This is a genomic window from Halovenus marina (assembly GCF_051414115.1).
GTDB lineage: Archaea > Halobacteriota > Halobacteria > Halobacteriales > Haloarculaceae > Halovenus > Halovenus marina.
Map to the genome: position 1 here is coordinate 1,263,204 of NZ_JBLKNZ010000001.1, position 17,443 is coordinate 1,280,646.

Annotated in this window: 12 protein-coding genes; 8 read left to right on the forward strand and 4 right to left on the reverse strand. The window is 61.7% G+C overall.

From position 1 onward, the window contains the following. The first annotated feature begins 144 nt into the window (after positions 1-144). From ACMGFL_RS06435 to ACMGFL_RS06455, 5 genes are all read left to right on the forward strand, one after another. On the forward strand, positions 145-2,256 hold the full coding sequence (locus tag ACMGFL_RS06435) for an ABC transporter substrate-binding protein (RefSeq protein WP_436934711.1): 2,112 nt from the start codon (positions 145-147) through the stop codon (positions 2,254-2,256). A 174-nt stretch (positions 2,257-2,430) separates the two neighbouring features. Beyond that, positions 2,431-3,678, forward strand: coding sequence for a mandelate racemase/muconate lactonizing enzyme family protein (locus tag ACMGFL_RS06440; RefSeq protein WP_436934712.1), 1,248 nt, complete (start codon positions 2,431-2,433; stop codon positions 3,676-3,678). Between the two features lie 102 nt (positions 3,679-3,780). Then, a complete protein-coding gene (locus ACMGFL_RS06445) occupies positions 3,781-4,590 on the forward strand; it encodes a fumarylacetoacetate hydrolase family protein (protein ID WP_436934713.1) in 810 nt (269 codons plus the stop codon). After that, positions 4,587-5,447 carry a fumarylacetoacetate hydrolase family protein gene (locus ACMGFL_RS06450; RefSeq protein ID WP_436934714.1) on the forward strand — a complete coding sequence of 287 codons (861 nt, stop codon included), beginning with the start codon at positions 4,587-4,589 and terminating at the stop codon, positions 5,445-5,447. Before ACMGFL_RS06445 ends, ACMGFL_RS06450 begins: the two co-directional genes overlap by 4 nt. An 81-nt stretch (positions 5,448-5,528) precedes the next feature. Continuing rightward, positions 5,529-6,404, forward strand: a complete 876-nt coding sequence (locus ACMGFL_RS06455; RefSeq protein WP_436934715.1) for a fumarylacetoacetate hydrolase family protein — start codon at positions 5,529-5,531, stop codon at positions 6,402-6,404. Positions 6,405-6,461: 57 nt separating this feature from the next. Here the strand turns inward: ACMGFL_RS06455 and ACMGFL_RS06460 are convergent, their stop codons facing one another. The 4 genes from ACMGFL_RS06460 to ACMGFL_RS06475 form a co-directional block, all read right to left on the reverse strand. After that, positions 6,462-9,317, reverse strand: a complete 2,856-nt coding sequence (locus tag ACMGFL_RS06460; RefSeq protein WP_436934716.1) for a LamG domain-containing protein — start codon at positions 9,315-9,317, stop codon at positions 6,462-6,464. Positions 9,318-9,444: 127 nt separating this feature from the next. After that, positions 9,445-10,434 carry a 2-hydroxyacid dehydrogenase gene (locus tag ACMGFL_RS06465; RefSeq protein WP_436934717.1) on the reverse strand — a complete coding sequence of 330 codons (990 nt, stop codon included), beginning with the start codon at positions 10,432-10,434 and terminating at the stop codon, positions 9,445-9,447. A gap of 97 nt (positions 10,435-10,531) precedes the next feature. After that, the gene (locus ACMGFL_RS06470) at positions 10,532-11,641 is read right to left on the reverse strand and encodes a phosphotriesterase family protein (RefSeq protein WP_436934718.1); all 1,110 of its coding nucleotides are present in this window, start codon (positions 11,639-11,641) and stop codon (positions 10,532-10,534) included. 79 nt (positions 11,642-11,720) lie between these two features. Further along, positions 11,721-13,205, reverse strand: a complete 1,485-nt coding sequence (locus ACMGFL_RS06475) for an aldehyde dehydrogenase family protein (RefSeq protein WP_436934719.1) — start codon at positions 13,203-13,205, stop codon at positions 11,721-11,723. A gap of 230 nt (positions 13,206-13,435) precedes the next feature. Between ACMGFL_RS06475 and ACMGFL_RS06480 the strand changes: the two genes are divergently transcribed. From ACMGFL_RS06480 to ACMGFL_RS06490, 3 genes are read left to right on the forward strand one after another with little or no spacing between them, the layout of a single operon-like run. Further along, complete coding sequence (locus ACMGFL_RS06480) at positions 13,436-14,383, forward strand: ABC transporter permease (protein WP_436934720.1); 948 nt, start codon at positions 13,436-13,438, stop codon at positions 14,381-14,383. Positions 14,384-14,386: 3 nt separating this feature from the next. Then, the gene (locus ACMGFL_RS06485) at positions 14,387-15,301 is read left to right on the forward strand and encodes an ABC transporter permease (protein ID WP_436934721.1); all 915 of its coding nucleotides are present in this window, start codon (positions 14,387-14,389) and stop codon (positions 15,299-15,301) included. Beyond that, entirely contained in the window at positions 15,301-17,427 is a 2,127-nt protein-coding gene (locus tag ACMGFL_RS06490) for a dipeptide ABC transporter ATP-binding protein (protein ID WP_436934722.1), read from the forward strand. Before ACMGFL_RS06485 ends, ACMGFL_RS06490 begins: the two co-directional genes overlap by 1 nt. Positions 17,428-17,443: the final 16 nt, after the last annotated feature.

Sequence of the window (17,443 nt, forward strand, 5' to 3'; positions counted from 1 at the left end):
TCACCCAGCGTACAATTCTCGTTCGGACAAGTCTACATCCAGCCGAAAGTCGGCAGTCTCAGTCGGGAGTATTCGCGTGAAACACGTTTCAACGGGAAAAGAATTATATCCTCCGCGGGTCTTTGGTTTGCTGTGTGTTAATCGATGACAGAGAAAGAAGACCCCAGTTCGAACAAGTTTAACGTCCCCCGACGACGTTACCTCGAAGCAATTGGAGCCACCGGAGCAGTCGGTGCGCTCGGCGGCTGCCTCGGCGGCGGTGATGATGATGACGATGGTGACGGAAGCGGTGATGGTAGCGGTGATGGTAGCGGCGATGGCAGCGGTGATGGCAGCGGTGACGGATCCGGTGACGGAAGCGGCGATGGCTCTGGTGACGACGGCACTGGCGGCGACTTCCCGCCACAGGTCGACCGGCCACTGGTCGCTCGTTTCAGTACACCGCCGCGGAACGCGCAGTGGAACTACTTCAACACCAACAATCAAGCCTCGTACGGTGAACACCTGCTCTTTTCGCCACTGGCCTGGTACTCGACTGCGGCAGGCGAGTACTTCCCGTTCCTCGCCGAAGACTGGGAATGGATCGAAGATGGCGACCATTTCAGACTCCACCTCGCCGACTACTGGACGTGGCACAACGGAGAGGACTTCAACGCGGACGACGTTGTCACCCAGTTGAAACTCGAACAGTATCTCGGCGGTATCGGTTCGGAGATCGATAGCGTGGAGAAAGTCGACGACTACACCGTCGACATCTTCACGCCCCGGACCATCAACAACCAGTTGCTCGAACTGGCCCTGTTCACGATCAACCAGCCACGGAGCGTGAGTACCAACGAGGGCGACTACGGGAGTATGGTCGAGGCGATCGAGAGCTCAGAGCCCGATACCTCTGCACGGGACGAGGCGCTGGCCGCGGTGTCCGAGTACCAGGAACGTCCCCCGGTCGGAACTGGACCGTTCCAGCACTCGGAGACACAGGAGGGACGGATTGTCCTCGAACCGTTCGACGACTATCCGATGGAGCAACTCCAGCAGTCAATCGAAAACAAGGTCGACTACGAGTTCCCCAGTTGGGCGCTCACGGAGCCGAACTACCCAGCAGTCCATCTCCGATACTTCGCTGACGGGTCGGCACTACGACAGGCGTGGTTCACAGGGAACATCGATATTGGTTCGGACAGCCCGCCGGGATCGCAGGCGATCCTCGACCAGTACCCGGACACGCACACGATGACCCTGCGGCCGACGTTCCGGGGCTCGTGTCTCTGTTTCGACCTGGAGGACCCCGTGTTCGGCCAACGAGAGATCCGGCGCGCGATCGCACACGCGATGGACGTGCCATCGATTGCACAGACGACCTACGGCGCGACCGGGTTCGCGAACACGAGTGCGTCAGGCATGGCGCGAGGACAGGTCGAAGTGTTCATGGACAGCGACTTCATCAACAACACGCTCACGTCCTACGTCGAGCAGGACTTCGATGCGGCCATGTCCGAACTGCAGAGCCTGGCCGACCGACACGACGACTTCGAGATGGACGGCGATACGTTGCTCCATAACGGCAACCAGATCACCGTTCCGCTCGCCGCACCGTCGACGGTCGACACCCACATGAACGCGATGCGCCAACTGCAGTCCTGGTTCGGAGAGATCAACCTCGGTGCAGAGATCAACGGCACGCCCGGATCGCAGTTCTGGTCGTCCACGATGCCAAACGGCGAATGGACGCCGGTGGCGCAGAACTACTTCGGCGGCGCACAGCCACACCCGTACTACGCGTACCGGAACACGTACATCAACGGGTTCCTCCTCAACGCGACCCACAACCCGCCGGAGACGGTGGATGTGCCGCCGATCGGCGAGAGCTCCGGTTCGGAGACCGTCAACGTGCGCGAACTCACGGAACAACTCGCGACGCCGCTGTCTGACGAGGAACTGACGAGCACGCTCGAACAACTGGCGTGGACGTGGAATCAGACGCTTCCGTACGTGCCCTACGCCGAGCGTCACAACGCGTGGATGGAAGACTACGGTCGGTTCCACTTCCCGCACCCGGACGACAAGGGACAGACGCTCCAGCGCAACCCGTTCTTCCAGCCAGCGATCGGCACCGCAATCGCACGCCAGAACTCCATCTCGGAGTACCCATACGACAAGCTCTACCACTCGATCGAGGGCTCGTCGGTGGACGGCATGTCACTCGAAGACTCGAAGAGCAACATCCCGCTCCGTGACCAGTCCTGGGACATGTAATCCCAGCACGGACGGAACCGTCTCGCTGCATGCGTCACCCATTTTTTGGCCGCGCTGCACGGTGAGAGATATCTTCGCGCCACGACCTCTTGACTCGCTCCGCAACAATTGGCGATATCCCCCCGTTGAAACCAAGGTTTATGGTAGTGGTACGCATTCACTGACCTGCCAGACATGTCAGACATAGCGATAGCAGACGTAAGTGTCGTCAGATTGAATGGACCGAGAGCGCATCTGCCCGGCGGCGGTGCTGGAGAGATCTCGAAGTTGATCGTCCGCGTCGAGGCCGACGATGGGACCTATGGACTCGGTGAGGCCGAGGACTTCTTCGGCGTCACGGAGGCAATCGAGTACATCGGAACGGTCTTGGAAGGTCGGGACCCGATGGCCGTTCGCCCGCACGTCTCGGAAGTCGTGTTCGGAACGCTCCCGCCACACACCAAACAGCAACAGCAACTCGTCGCCGACTCGCCGGAGGGGTTTCAGCCGGTGACTGCGACGTCGCCCACCGCAACGCCTTACGGCCCGGCCGTCTGGGGCATCGCTGGCGTCGAGATGGCGCTGTGTGACCTGGTGGGGAAAGCGCTCGGCACGCCGGTGTACAACCTGCTCGGCGGTCAGTATCGAGACGAGGCACGCATCTATCTCGACCGGAGCGCTCCCGACGTGAAAGACGACCTGGACGCCTGGCGAGAGATGGCCCGCGAGTCGGTTGCCGAGGACTTCGACTTTCTGAAGTTCGACATCGACTACACGGCCCCCGACCACACGGACGATCCGTGGAATCGGTCGCTGTCGAGCGCACAGCGACATCGGATCGTCGAACGGATCGGTGCTGTCCGGGACGAGATTGGTCCCGACATCGAACTGGCTGTCGACTGTCACTGGCAGTACAACGAGGGCGACGCGCTCCGACTCGCGCGCGACCTCTCGGAGTTCGACCTGATGTGGTTCGAGGACCCGGCCCCCGTGACCGACCCCGAAACCTACGTCCGAGTCAGCGAGGAGACGGACGTGCCGGTCTGTGCCGGTGAGATGCTCACGCCCGACCAGTTCCGCCAGTATCTGGAGATGGGTGCCTGTGACATCGTCCACCCTGACGTGCTCTTTACCGGCGGTCTGCACGCGACCCACCGTATCGCTGAGTTGGCGGAAATGCACCGCGTCCCGATGGCGATGCACGGCAACGGCGGCTGTCTCGCGACCATCGCTGCGGCCCACGTCGCCGCCGCGTCACGAAACTTCCTTGGAATCGAGTATCACCACGTCGAAACCGAGTGGCTCGCGGAGTACGTCGAGCGCACGGACGCTCCGCTGTTCGAGAACGGCGCGGTTCCGCTCACTGACGCACCCGGCCTCGGGGTCGAACTCAACGAGTCGGTCTGCGAGCAGTATCTCGAATCGGGCGAGACGCTGTTCTAGCCCTGTCTGGAACGACGAACAGCCGAAATCAGATACCGATCGTGTCGGAAGCACTCACGATGTGCGCGGTGGCTTTATCATCGCGAACTGCGACAGACCGGTATGGGATTCGTCCGATTCACTTCAGAGCGCGGGCCGCCGCAGTTCGGCTATCGCATCGCCGGTCAGATCGTTTCATGCTCCGCTCCGCCGGAACACTCGACTGTCGCTGAATCGCTTGATGACTCGAAGACGTTCGACGCGAACGAGGTCGACATCGAGGTTCCGACGGATCCGTCGACCGTCGTCCGACTCGACGGCTGTTATGAGCACGACGTAACCGACGAGGGGTTCAACCACCTCGTCGAAGGCGCGGGGTTCAACGAGATGGAGTTTCCCAGTCTGTGGGTTGCACCCGACTCGACGCTCACTCCTCACGAGGGTACAGTTCGTATTCCGGCGCAGATGCGCGACGTTCGCCCCGGCGTCGAACTCGGTGTCGTCGTCGACTCGCACGCTCACGCACTCGAACCCGACGACGCGCTGGAGGTCATCGGCGGATACACCGTCTGTATGGATCTCGCCGTCCACGACGACGAACCGGGGCTGGAGGGATACCGAATGTTCGATACCAGTCTGCCGTGTGGCCCAGAGTTCGTCGAATCCGAAGCTCTCGACCCGGAGGCGTTGGCTCTGGGGATCCGGGTCGAGGGGGAACCGGTCGACGTCAGATCGACGACCTCGTTTCGGTTTCCGCTCGAGCAACTCGTCAGCTACGTCTCGAAGGTGATGACACTGTCACCGGGTGATCTCATAACCACCGGGACGCCGATACGCGGCGCACCAGCGCTCGAAGACGGTGACGAAGTCGAGGCATGGGTCGAATCCGTTGGAACCCTTCAGGCCACCGTCGAGTGGGAGGCAAGCCGATGAAACTGCTCCGCTGTGTGTTCGGTGACGGGCCGCCTCGACCGGGCGTGAGGCGTGATGACGGTTCGTTCGTCGATCTAACGGCGACTGCCGTCGCCGAAACTGACGATCAGTCGAGCGGATTTACACGGGCACTCGAACGGCTCGGCCGGGAGGGGACGGACTATCTCGTCGCTGCCGTCTCCGACGCCCCCGAGGCTGCAATACATCCGTCGTCTGCGGTGACTGTCGTGGCACCGCTTGCATCAAGTGGTCGGCTCATCGCGCTCGGCGACGTGTACACCGACCATCTCCGTGAGGGGGGCCATTCCCTGCCAAGCGTTCCGGCGCAGTGGCTGGTTCCGAAAACGGCTATCGTGGGGCCGGACGAACCGATTGTCGTGCCCGAGCGTGTTCGCGAGGCAGTCACACCAGCGGTCGAACTCTGTCTCGTCATCGGGAGGGGCGGGCGCGATATCGACGAGGCCGACGTGATGGACCACGTCGCCGGATACACTGTCTCGAACGATGTCACTGCCAAGACAGACTGGCCGGGGCCGATGGCGTACAAGTTGCTGGATACGTTCTCGCCGTGTGGTCCGGGGATCACGCCTGCAGATCAGGTCGACGATCCAACGTCACTCGAAATGACGCTCAAGCAGGACGGGGAGCGTATCTGCTCGGGGTCGTCGGCAGGAATGCGGTTTTCGTTCCCGTTTATCGTTCGCTTTCTGTCCTCCATTCTGGAGTTGCGACCGGGTGATGTCATCTCGGTCGGGGACCCTGGCGGGGTGCAGGAGGGGCTGACGGTCGGAAGCACTATCAGCGCGTCTATCGAGAGCGTGGGACAACTCGACAATCCAGTTACGTCCCCGGACTGACCAGGGTTCGTGCGAGTCGGGTGGTCTGACACGGGCCATCTGCTCGGTAGGTTTTTCTACCAGACACGCGACTGCGATAGTATGCGATACTACCGACTGACCGACGAAACCGGCGCGTCAAGATTGATTGCCCGCACTGACGAGACAGCCTACGACCTGACTGCCGCCACAGAAGACCTCGGAACCTTCACAGATCTTGCTCGGGCCGCCGCGCTCTCCGACCAGAGCATCGACGACGTCGCGCGACTCCACATCCCCGAGGCGACAGAACTCGCAGTCGACGGAGTCGTCGCTGACGCCACCCGCCCGGTCGCGCCCGACGAAGTGTGGGCGATCGGCGGCACCTACAACCACGTCGAGGACGAGGAAGCGTTCCGAGAGGAGTACGACCACGCCGACCTGACACTGATGGTCTACGACCCGGAGAACCCGCCGGAACTGTTCTTCAAGGGGACGGCCCGACGGACGGTCGGGCCCAGCGAGGCAGTCGGCATCAGGAGCGACGTCGAGTACAACGTCGCTGAACCGGAACTCGCCCTGATACTCCACCGCGGCGACATCGTCGGCTACACGGTCGGCAACGACATGAGCGCGTCCGGGCTGCTCCGGCGCAATCCGCTCTATCTCTCCGCGACGAAGATATTCAGCCGTTGCTGTTCGATCGGCCCGGCGATCGCATCCGCCGAGTCGATTCCGGATCCCCACGACCTGGAGATTCGGATGACCGTCGAGCGGGACGGCGAGATCATCTTCGAGGACGCCGAATCGACCGAGGAGATGCTCCGGGCGGTCGAGGACCTGCCGAGTCACATCACCGAACACGACGACGTTGCAGAGCTGACAGTCCTGCTCACCGGTGGCCCGTTCGCCCCGGCCGACACGCTGCAAGAGGGCGACCAACTCGTGATGGAGATAGACGGCATCGGGAGACTCGAAAATCACGTCACGCCGGTGTAATATTGCCCGTCCAATTGGCGCTCTCGCAGTAGCGAGAAGGTCAGATAGAGAGCTGCGTTAGCTGCTTCCCTCGTTGTAGAGATACGCTATCTCGCCCGGTTCGAGTGCGCGGTCGAAGATCCACATGTCGTCGATGCGCCCTTCGACCTCGAAGTCGCCCTCACTGCCCGGCCGAGAATCAGCGCCGACGCGACAGGGCACTGGTTCGAGCAGATCCGCGTCGTTCACGGCTTGGGTCGCCACCTCTTGGCCGTCGACGTACAGGCGAAGGTCGTTCCCGTCGTAGGTGCCTGCAACGTGTACCCACTCGTTTGTCGCAATCGAGGGGTTCCGCGCGAGGACAGGGCCGCCCTCGGTGTTCAGCCACCACGTGGGCTGATTGCCGTTGAGATACAGGATGAACTTCCCTTCGTCGTCTGCGCCGGTGGTGATGAAGTGTGACGTACTCGTGTCTTCGGTGTTGACCCAGCCAGCGACCGACACGCCGTTCTGGAATGGGAGCGTCGGTGTGTCGGCCCAGGTGTCGTTCCGGTCGAGGCGGATCGCGTTGTCGATGACGCCGCCGTCGATCACCGCGCCGCTGTTGGTGGCGTCGTTGCCGTTCGAACTTGCGTCCTCGAAGAACTCGTCGGTCTGCTGGAGTTGGTCGAACGGATAGTGTGCGACCGGATTGCTGGGTTGGGCCGCGTTGTTGTAGAGATCCTGCACTTCGCTCTCGCTGAGCGTGCGGTCGAATACCCACATGTCGTCGATCCGACCGAGGAACTCGAAGTTTCCGTCCTGCCCTGGCCGGGTGTCTGCACCGATACGACAGGGCACCGGTTCGAGCAGGTCGGGAACGTCCACGGCCTGGGTTGCTGCGAGTGAACCATCGACGTACAGACGGAGGTCACTGCCGTCGTAGGTGCCTGCCAGATGCACCCACTGCCCCGTCGAAATCGACGGGTTCCGCGCGAGCCGATACCCCTGACTGTCGTCGGTTCCGAGCCACCACGTGGGCTGGTCATTAAAGAGATACAGGATGAACTTGCCCTCGTCGTCTGCGCCGGTGAGGATGAAATGCGAGTCGTCGACCGCCTCGGTGTTGACCCACCCAGCGACCGATATCTCGTCCTCGATTGACAGCGTCGGCGTGTCGGCCCAGGTGTCGTTCTGGTCGAGACGGACAGCGTTGTTGATGGTTCCGGAATCGACCGTCCCACCGTTGTTTGTGGCGTCGTTACCGTTGCCGCTCGCGTCCGCAAACACCTCACCACCCAGGACTCGATCGAACGGATAGTGTGACACCGGGTTCTCTGGCTCTTCGATCGTCGGGCCACCGCCTTCGCCTTGGAACCGGAACGAGTACAGGTCGGCGTCGGACATCACAAAGCGGATCCGAACCGGGCGACCTGCTAACGTTCCCAGGTTAGCGTTGGGCCACTCGACGACCCGCTCGATGTCGTCGCCGAAGATTTCCGGCGACTCCGAGAGCGAGAAGCCCTGGTAGGGCTGGCCACCTGGATTCTGGAGTTCGATCCGGATCGACCCTGCCGCCGACGTCGCGAAGTTCAACACGAGTTGGTCACCATCGAAGATGATGGGCTTGGTGACGAACTCGCCGCCGATGAGGGGTGCGTGCATCGAGACGAAACCGTCGACCCGCAGCGAGAACCGCCGCAGTTGCGACGCCCCGTTGCCGGGTTCGTTCTGACCCGTGCGGTACTTCTCTGTCGCGTACAGCGACAGTTCTTCCGGCCGCGCCGGGTCCGGCGACTCGATTTCGACGACCTGCCAGGCCGGATAGTTGTCGCCGTAGAACCAGTTGTTCTCGGCGTCGTCTTCCCAGAGTCCGGGGCGGATGAACGCCTCGGGAGCGCGTGAGAACGTCTCGCCGTCACGACTCGACATGAACAGCGTGTCAGTCACCGCGTACCCGGATCTGCTCGGGAGAAGTCCCTCGCGAAGGTCCCAGCCCGGCAGTTCGCGGAGCGACTGGGAGTCCGGGTCCCGTTCGACGTACCGCGCCGGGAAGCCGAGCCAGATGTGTGGTGCCCGGTAGTACGGCTTGATGTTGTTCGTGTACAACTGTTCCGGTGGTGCCTCGGGATACGAGAGGTCCTTCTGGTCGGTCCACTGACGGAAGTCGTCCGAGCGAGCGGTCCGGATCGAACGCCCGGTGTCGTCGAAGAAACGCCAGAATGCGCGGTACTCCTCCTGAACGGGGTCCCAGATGGCGGTGTTCTGGCTGTCGAAGGCACCGTCGGTGATGATTGGGTTCTCGTCCAGCGGCGTCCAGTTGAACCCGTCCGGCGAGACGAATCCAGAGAGGCCACCGCCGGTAGCCCCGACGGCCTTGTAGCGCTCCTCCTCGGGCGCGTCCGGATTCCCGTCTTTGAACACCGCTGGCGTGCCAGCGATGGAGTTGAGGTCCGGGACCAGATTCCTGTCGTCGTCGGTCAGGTTTGGCTTCTCCCAGTCGAGGCCGTCGTCGCTCTCGATGTACGCCACCTGGCCCGGCGAATCTTCGAATCCTGACCCCCGATAGTACATCCGATAATCGTAGGGATGTGCTGGATCCTCGAACAGTGAGTGGTAGATTGAGCTTCCGCCCTCCCAGGGTTCGTCGTGGACGACGACAACCTCCTCCGGCGTCGGATGGTGGTAGTTGCTCCGAACGCCGTCTACCTCCTCGATCAGGTAATCGTCGACGAACAGTTCGAGTCGCTGACCGATCTCGATCGGTGCGTTGCCGTTCGCCTGCGATGGTCCGCTGTCAGTTGTCTGAGCGATGCCAGGTCCTTGGTCTGATGCGCCAGTATACTTCGGTAGAAATGCCAGGCCGACGGTTCCGGCCAGGACACTCCGACGGGTCATCTTCGACGGTTCGAGCAAGGACGAGTCGTTCGCGTCTTCGTTAGTCTCGTCGTTCATCGGGAAGTGTGTCGTATGCTGACACGCGACGCGATACGTAATGATAGCTAATAAACTTTCACAATTGAAAGAACATCTAGAAGATATGTTGAGGGTTCACTGGTCGTTTTGCCGACCGAACTGCCGATCAGGACTGCTGTTCGCGTGGCTCCCAGACGACGTTTTCCGGGCGTTCGCCTCGTGCGATGCGGTCGATGTTCCCGGCGATGAATCGCCAGCGGTGGTCGGCGGTCGGTTCCGTCCAGCCAGCGATGTGAGGCGTCATCACCACGTTGTCGAGTTCTCCGAATGGATGCGAGGCCGGTTCGCACCGCTCGTCGTGGTCGTCGGGATAGTTGTACCAGGTGTCGATCCCAGCCCCTGCAATCGTGCCCGCCGAGAGCGCGTCGTAGAGTGCGGCCTCGTCGACGACCGGTCCTCGGGCGACGTTGATCAGATATCCGTCCTCTCCGAGCGCGTCGAGTTCCGACGGTCCGATCAGGTGTTCTGTCTCCTCGGTCAGCGGGAGCGAGAGCACGGCCACGTCCGCGTCGTCTAGCAACCGGTCGAGTGCATCAGGTCCGACGACGTATTCGACGCCATCCGGTGGGGATCCGGTCGGTTCGGAACTGCGCATCGCGACGACGTTCATTCCGAATGCGTCCGCCATGTCGACCAGCGCTCGCCCGATCCGACCGAACCCGACGACGCCCATCGTCAGGCCGCCGAGTTCCTGCACCGTCCCCGTGATCTGTGGTTCGGGCCACTGTCCTTCTCTGAGGTCTCTGTCGATCGGTATCAGTCGGCGGCGTAATGCCAGCAAGAGCGTGAACACGTGCTCTGCGACGCCCGTCGCGTGGCCGTACACGTTGCAGAGATAGGCCGATGCGGGAAGCACCTCCCGTTCGTAGCTATCGACGCCCGCGCCGACCTGCTGGACGAGACGCACGCTCGACTCCCCCTCGAAATCGGGCCACTCACCGACGAGGACGTCTACCGTTTCCATGACAGACCTGATCGTGTCCTCGCTCGCGTCGTCAGGAATCGAGACGAATTCGACAGGTTCGGTGACGTGTTCGTCGAGGATCGGTTCCACCTCGGAGAGAAAGGATCCGTTCAGCGCGACGGTAGTTGCCATCGCCCGGACAGAGGACAGGGGACGAATTAAACCCTCGGTGTGGGTCGACCGGGCAGTTCTCAGTTCGGCGGAGGTTCTGGTTCAGCCCCTGCTCCCGTCACTCCGCTGGCGACTCGAACGTCAGAATGGTCTGGGGGTTCTCGATCGTGATCTGGTCGAGCGTGTCCTTCGAGACGCCCCGCCGTTCGAGCGTCGGGAGGATATTGTCGGGCAGGTGGCTGTAGCCGAAGCCACCGTACTCACGGCGCTGGATCTTCATGCACACGTCGTGTGAGAAGAGGAGTCGGTCCTCGTAGCCGTCGTCGATCAGTTCCAGCACGGCCTTCATTCGCTCCGGGTCGGAGGGCCACCCGTTGTCGTATTTCTCCATGAACAGTTCGGTCCCCCACAGGTCGTATTCGAGGTATGCCCCGCGGTCTGCGACCTCTCGCTGATAGTCCAGCGACTCCGGTTCGAGTTCGAGGCGGGACCTGTCCATGTGGCTGAAGACGACTCGGTCGGGGGCGAGTCCCTCCTCCTCGACGATGTCGAGGATGTCGAGCGCCCACCGGGAGGTGGGGTAGGTTCCGTTCTGGTGGGACTCGGGCGTTCGCCCCGGCGGATGGACGTTCAGCGGCGCACCGGTGCGGACGGCCGCTCTGGCACCTGCGCGCAACACTTTCTCCTCCTGGTCGTGGATCCGGTCACTGAGGCCGATCTCGCCGACGAGTCCCGCCCGAACGTCCGTGTCGTCGATCCCCTCGCGTACGTCGCTGACGAACTCTTCGGTGAGGTCTTCGACCGACGACTCGTCGACGTGAGCGGGATGAGCAGGTCGCGTGTAGTAGGCGGTTCCGTGGACGATGGTCAACCCAGTCGCTCGCGCAACGGCGCGGACGCGCTTCGGGTCGTCGCCGGTGTTTTTCGGGGTGACGTCGACCACGGACGCACCGCCTGCGCGGTAGTACTGTGAGAGTTCGTCGATCGCTTCTTCGACTGATTCGAGTCGACCGTTGTGGCGGTTGTCGAGTGGGTTCCGGCGGATGTACCAGAGGTTATCGAGCGAGACCTCTTCGCGCGCCAGCGACCGCTCGTGGGCCGAGGACGGCATATCGAACCACGCCTCTACCAGGTCGATGAAGATGTGTTCGTGCGGGAGCGTGAGACCGAGGTCTTCCGGGGGAATCGTACCCTCGACAGTGACGACGGATCCGGTGTCGTTCGACATAACGAGTGAACAGACCCGTTCGCGGTAAAAATAGGTTGTGCAGCCAGACGCTGTGAATCTGGGTGACGTGAGACGGCTCTCAGGGCTGCTCGTCTCGCACGTTCCCCGTGTCGATGGTGACGTTTTTGATCTGGGAGAGTTCCTCGATGGAGTACCGTCCACCGAGGCGACCACTGCCGCTGTCTCGCCCACTGTAGCCGCCGAAGGGGGTGTGTTGCTCCCAGTAGCAACTCCCCTCGTTGATGTGGACAGTCCCGGTCTTGATCGCGTCGGCAAAGCGGTGCGCGCGGTCGATCCGACTCGTGAACACGCCGGAGATCAGCCCCGTCCCGTGAGTGTTGGCCAGGTCGATCGCCTCCTCCTCGGAACTGAACGAGGTGATCGGCGCGACCGGGCCGAAGGTCTCCTCCTGGAACACGGTCATCTCCGGCGTGACGCCGGTGAGGACGCTCGGCGACAGGAACAGGTCGCTCGGCGCGTCCGCCATCGGTCCGCCCTCGAGTTCGAAGGTCGCACCCTTCTCTCTGGCGTCGTCGAGGTGGCTCACCACCTTCGAGAAGACACCCTCGTTGTTCATCGGCCCGAGGTCGGTGCTGTCCTCCAGCGGGTCACCAACAGTGTACTCCTCGGCCCGTTCGACGAACTGCGAGACGAATTCGTCGTGGACCGACTCGTCGACGAGTACGCGCTCGCCCCCGGCGCAGTCTTGCCCGGAGTTCGCGAAGCAACTGAAGACTGCTCGCTCGACTGCCGCCTCGATGTTCGCATCATCGAGGACGACAATCGGGCCGTTTCCGCCGAGTTCGAGGAGTGTCGGCTTCGTGCCAGCGGCTTGGGCCACCGCCTCACCGGTCGCCGGACTCCCGGTGAAGCCGACGGCGTGTGTACCCGCGTTCTGTGCCACCTCGTTGCCGACCGTCGCGCCGTCGCCGGTCACGACGTTGATCGCGCCGTCCGGAATTGACGTCTCCTGGATGACCTCTGCGATTTTCATCGCGATGACCGACGTCGACGGCGCAGGGACCCAGATGAGGCTGTTCCCGCAGGCGATTCCCGGAGCGAGATACTCGATAGGGATGGCGACTGGGTAGTTCCAGGGGGTGATGACGCCGACGATGCCGTGTGGTTTCCGAGTGGTGTAGATTCGCTTGTCTGGGTTCTCGGAGGGATGTGTCGCCGGTTCATCTCGCTTGATGTCTTCGGCGGCCATCCGCCAGAGGTTCGCTCCCCCTTCGATTTCACCCGCAGCGTCTTCGAGCGGCTTTCCCTGATCGCGGGAGAGCCACTCGGCGAGTTCATCCTGGTTGTCCTCCATCGCGTCGGCAACCTCGTGGCAGAGTTCCGCTCGCTCGAAAGCAGTCATCGATTCCAGTTCCGGCTGAACCGCTGCTGCGGCGTCTATCGCCCGTTGAACGTCGTCACGGCTGCCCGACGTCAACTCGCCGAGTGTGTCTCCCGTCGCCGGGTCGATAGTGGTAAAGGTGTTCTCGGAACTGTCGTCGAACTCGCCGTCGACGAACAGTCCGTATCGATCAACACTGCCAGTCCGTACGTTTCGGGCCATATCTAACGTCTTCACACCTCCCGTTTATAAATTTTTGACGCCGAGCGTTCTCGCCTTCGAACAGGTCCTACCCCCCCCCGCTCGGCCGCCCGATACCGTGGGTGTGCATAACAATTATACTGTCGGGGCGATAGCGTCCAACAGAATGACTCTGATCGCAGCCCGGCGGTGTGGTGTATTGTCAACGTACCGTACTAAACGACGGCAGAGCGACAGCTGGCAGAGATAATATGAGCTGGATCAGCTACGCTGCGAAGCGTACCGTGGTCAGTATTGGCGTTCTCCTCGGGGCGTCGGTGCTGATATTCTCCATCGTTCGGCTTGTTCCGGGTGACGCCGCGCAGATCATCCTCGGACAGTTCGCCCAGGAGGGGGCGCTGGAGGCGCTCCGGGAGCGTCTCGGTCTCGATGTTCCGGTGTGGAAACAGTACTTCATCTGGCTCGGTGACGTCATCACGATGGACTGGGGGAACAGCCTGATAAACGACCAGTCTGTCCAAAAACTCCTGCTCCAGCGGTATCCGCGGTCGTTCCAGCTCGCGCTGTTTGGCATGGTGATCGCACTCATCCTGGCGTTCCCGCTGGGAATCTTCGGAGCAGTCAATCGAAACTCTCCGATCGATTACCTCGCACTCTTTTTCTCACAGATCGGCATCGCAATCCCGAGTTTCGTCATCGGGATTTTCTTCATTCTGTTTTTCGCCGATTACCTCAGCATACTCCCGCCCTCGGGATACACGCCTCTTCTGGAGGACCCCGTCGGAAACTTTCAGCACGCCTTTTTACCGGCCCTGTCGCTGGGGGTGATCAACGCGGCGGTGTTCACCAGGTATCTCCGGTCTGAGATGCTCGAAGAACTCGGCAAGGATTACGTCCAGACGGCGCGGGCATTCGGCCACCCACCGCGACGTGTCGTCCTCAAGTACGTGCTCCGGAACGCATTTCTTCCGACGCTGACTGTGATCGGCATCCAGTTCGGGTACATGATCGGCGGTCTCGTCATCATCGAGGAGGTGTTCGCCTATCCGGGCGTCGGCCGACTCGTGTTGAACAGTATCCTCGAACGAGACTATCCAGTGGTCCAGATCGGGTTGCTCGCGCTGACGACGACGTTCATCGTCGTCAACCTCGTCGTGGACCTGCTCTACGGCCTCCTCGATCCGAAAATCAGGTACTAACTCATGAGTTCAGAATCCACCTCTCTCCGTGACCGTCTCACTGGGCGGATCGAGCAGAACAGTCAACGAAAGGCGATGATCCGGCGATTCAAGCAGAATCGACTCGGGATGGTCGGTCTGGGTCTCTCGATCGTATACATCCTCATCGCAGTGATCGGGCCACTGCTGATCACCAGCGATCCCACCTCGATCAATCCGACGGTGCGGTTCCAGAACCCCTCGCTCGAACACCTGTTCGGAACGGACCGGTACGGCCGTGACGTGCTCATCCGAACGATATACGGTGCCCGGATCAGCCTTCGTGTCGCAGTGATCGTCACGATCTCCTCGACGGTCGTCGGTGTCTTCCTCGGGCTTCTCGCGGGGTTCTACGGCGGGAAGGTCGACGAAGCGATCATGCGTGTCATCGACGTGATGTTCGCCTTCCCGAGTATCCTTCTCGCACTCGTCATCGTCGCGATTCTGGGTCCCGGTCTGAATCGGGCGATTCTCGCCCTCTCGATTGCGTTCGTTCCGCCCATGGTGCGTGTCACGCGGGGAAGCGCGCTCTCGGTTCGGGAAGAGGAGTACGTCCTCGCCGCGATATCCTACGGCGAGAGTAGCTTCGGGATCATGCGCCGGGACATGCTCCCGAACCTGCTCTCTGCGGTGATCGTCCAGGCGACGATCACGTTCGCGTATTCGATCATCGCGGAGGCTGGGCTGTCGTATCTCGCCTTGAGCGCCTCGCCGCCGACTCCGACGTGGGGTGCGATCATCAGCGAGGGGCAAAACACGATCGAACTCGCGCCCTGGGTCATCATGTTCCCCAGTCTGTCGATTCTCGTCACCGTCCTCGGACTGACGTTTTTCGGCATCGGGTTGCGCGACGCGCTCGATCCAAAGACTGACACCGACGAGAAGGGAGGTGCAATCTAATGGCAGACCCACTCCTCGAAGTCCGCAATCTGTCGACGCAGTTCGAGACCAAGGACGGAACTGTTCACGCGGTAAACGACGTCAGTTTCACCATCGAACAGGGCGAGACGTTCGGCTTCGTCGGTGAGAGCGGGGCCGGAAAGTCCGTCACCGGGAAGTCCATCATCGGACTGATACAGGATCCCGGACGGATCACCGACGGCGAAGTTCGATTCAAGGGCCAGGACCTGCAGGAGATGAGCGAGGCGGAACTCCGGTCGGTTCGCGGAAACGAAATCTCGATGATCTTCCAGGACCCGATGACGTCGCTCAACCCATCCTACACCATCGAGACACAGATCACCGACATCATCAAGCACCACCGCGACGTCTCCCACGAGAGCGCACGAACGCGTGCGATCGAACTGCTCGACCGTGTCGGCATTCCCGACGCAAAGAGCCGGATCGACGACTATCCACACCAGTTCAGCGGTGGAATGCGCCAGCGTGCACTCATCGCGATGGCGCTGTCCTGTGACCCGGATCTGGTCATCGCTGACGAACCGACAACCGCACTCGATGTGACCACACAGGCACAGATTCTGGAGTTGCTCGACGAACTCCAGCACGAGTACGACCTCTCCGTACACCTGATCACTCACGACATGGGCGTCATCGCGGAGATGTGCGACCGGATCGCAGTCATGTACGCTGGCGAAATCGTCGAGAAGGGAACGGTCGACGGTCTCTTCGACGCTCCTCGCCATCCCTACACACTCGGGTTACTGAAGGCGATTCCGCGGATCGATGACCAGCGGACGAAACTTGATCCCATCGAGGGGACGATGCCGGACCTCATCGAGATGCCGAGTGGCTGTAGCTTCCATCCCCGCTGCCCCTACGCCACAGAACAGTGCGAGGCCGAGGACCCAGATCTTGAACCAGTCGAGGCCGGACCCGGCGGCCGCCACGAGTCGGCCTGTTTCCACGTCGACGACATCGACTTCGCGGCCGACCAACAGATCGAGGCCGACGACACCGAGCGCGACAGACAGATCGGCGAGACGCTCATCGACGTTCAGAACCTCAAGAAGTACTTCACACCCGAGTCTGAAACCTGGGCCGACCGGCTGTTCGGCAACCGCTCGTACGTTCACGCCGTCGACGACGTGTCGCTCACGATCAAGGAGGGCGAAACGCTGGGTCTGGTCGGCGAGTCTGGCTGTGGAAAGACCACGCTCGGCCGGACACTGACGCGCCTGTACGAACCCGACGAGGGGAAAATCGTGTACGCGGGAACCGATCTCACAGAACTGGGGCGGCGAGAGCTACGGGACGCGGGTTCGGATCTGCAGGTCATCTTCCAGAACCCCTTTTCCAGTCTCAATCCGCGGATGACGATCAAGGAGGTCATCGGTCGTCCGATGGAAATTCACGACATCGTCTCTTCGGAGCAGGAGAAACGCGACCGCGTCGTCGAACTGCTCGAAACGGTCGGACTCGAAGCGAGTCACATCGACCGCTACCCCCACGAGTTCAGCGGCGGGCAGAAACAGCGGATCGGCATCGCGAGAGCGCTCGCCGTCGAACCGGACTTTATCGTCGCTGATGAACCGGTGAGCGCGCTCGATGCGAGCGTGCAGGCGAGCATCCTGAACACGCTGATGGATCTTCAGGAGGAGTTCGGACTCACCTATCTGTTCATCGCTCACGACCTGAACGTCGTCCAGCACATCGCCGACCGCATCGCCGTGATGTATCTGGGCGAAATCGTCGAGTCCGGCACTGTCGATGAACTCTTCGACTCGCCACACCATCCCTACACCGAGATACTGCTTTCGTCGATCCCACAGCCCGACCCCGACGCTGCGCGCGACCGCATCCTTCCTCAGGGCGAACCACCAAGCCCAATCGACCCGCCGTCAGGGTGTCGGTTCCACACGCGATGTCCCTACGCGATGGAGGAGTGCAAAACCGAAGTCCCAGACTACCACGACGTGGGCGACGGGCACGACATCCACTGTCATCTCTTCGACGAGGAACTCCAGCGCGAGAAGGGCTTTACTGTCGACGAGATTATGACTGGGGGCGAGTTGCTCCCGAGCCAGAAGGAACAGTCGGATCCGAAGCCGTCCGACACGGACTAACCACCTGTTCGGCACT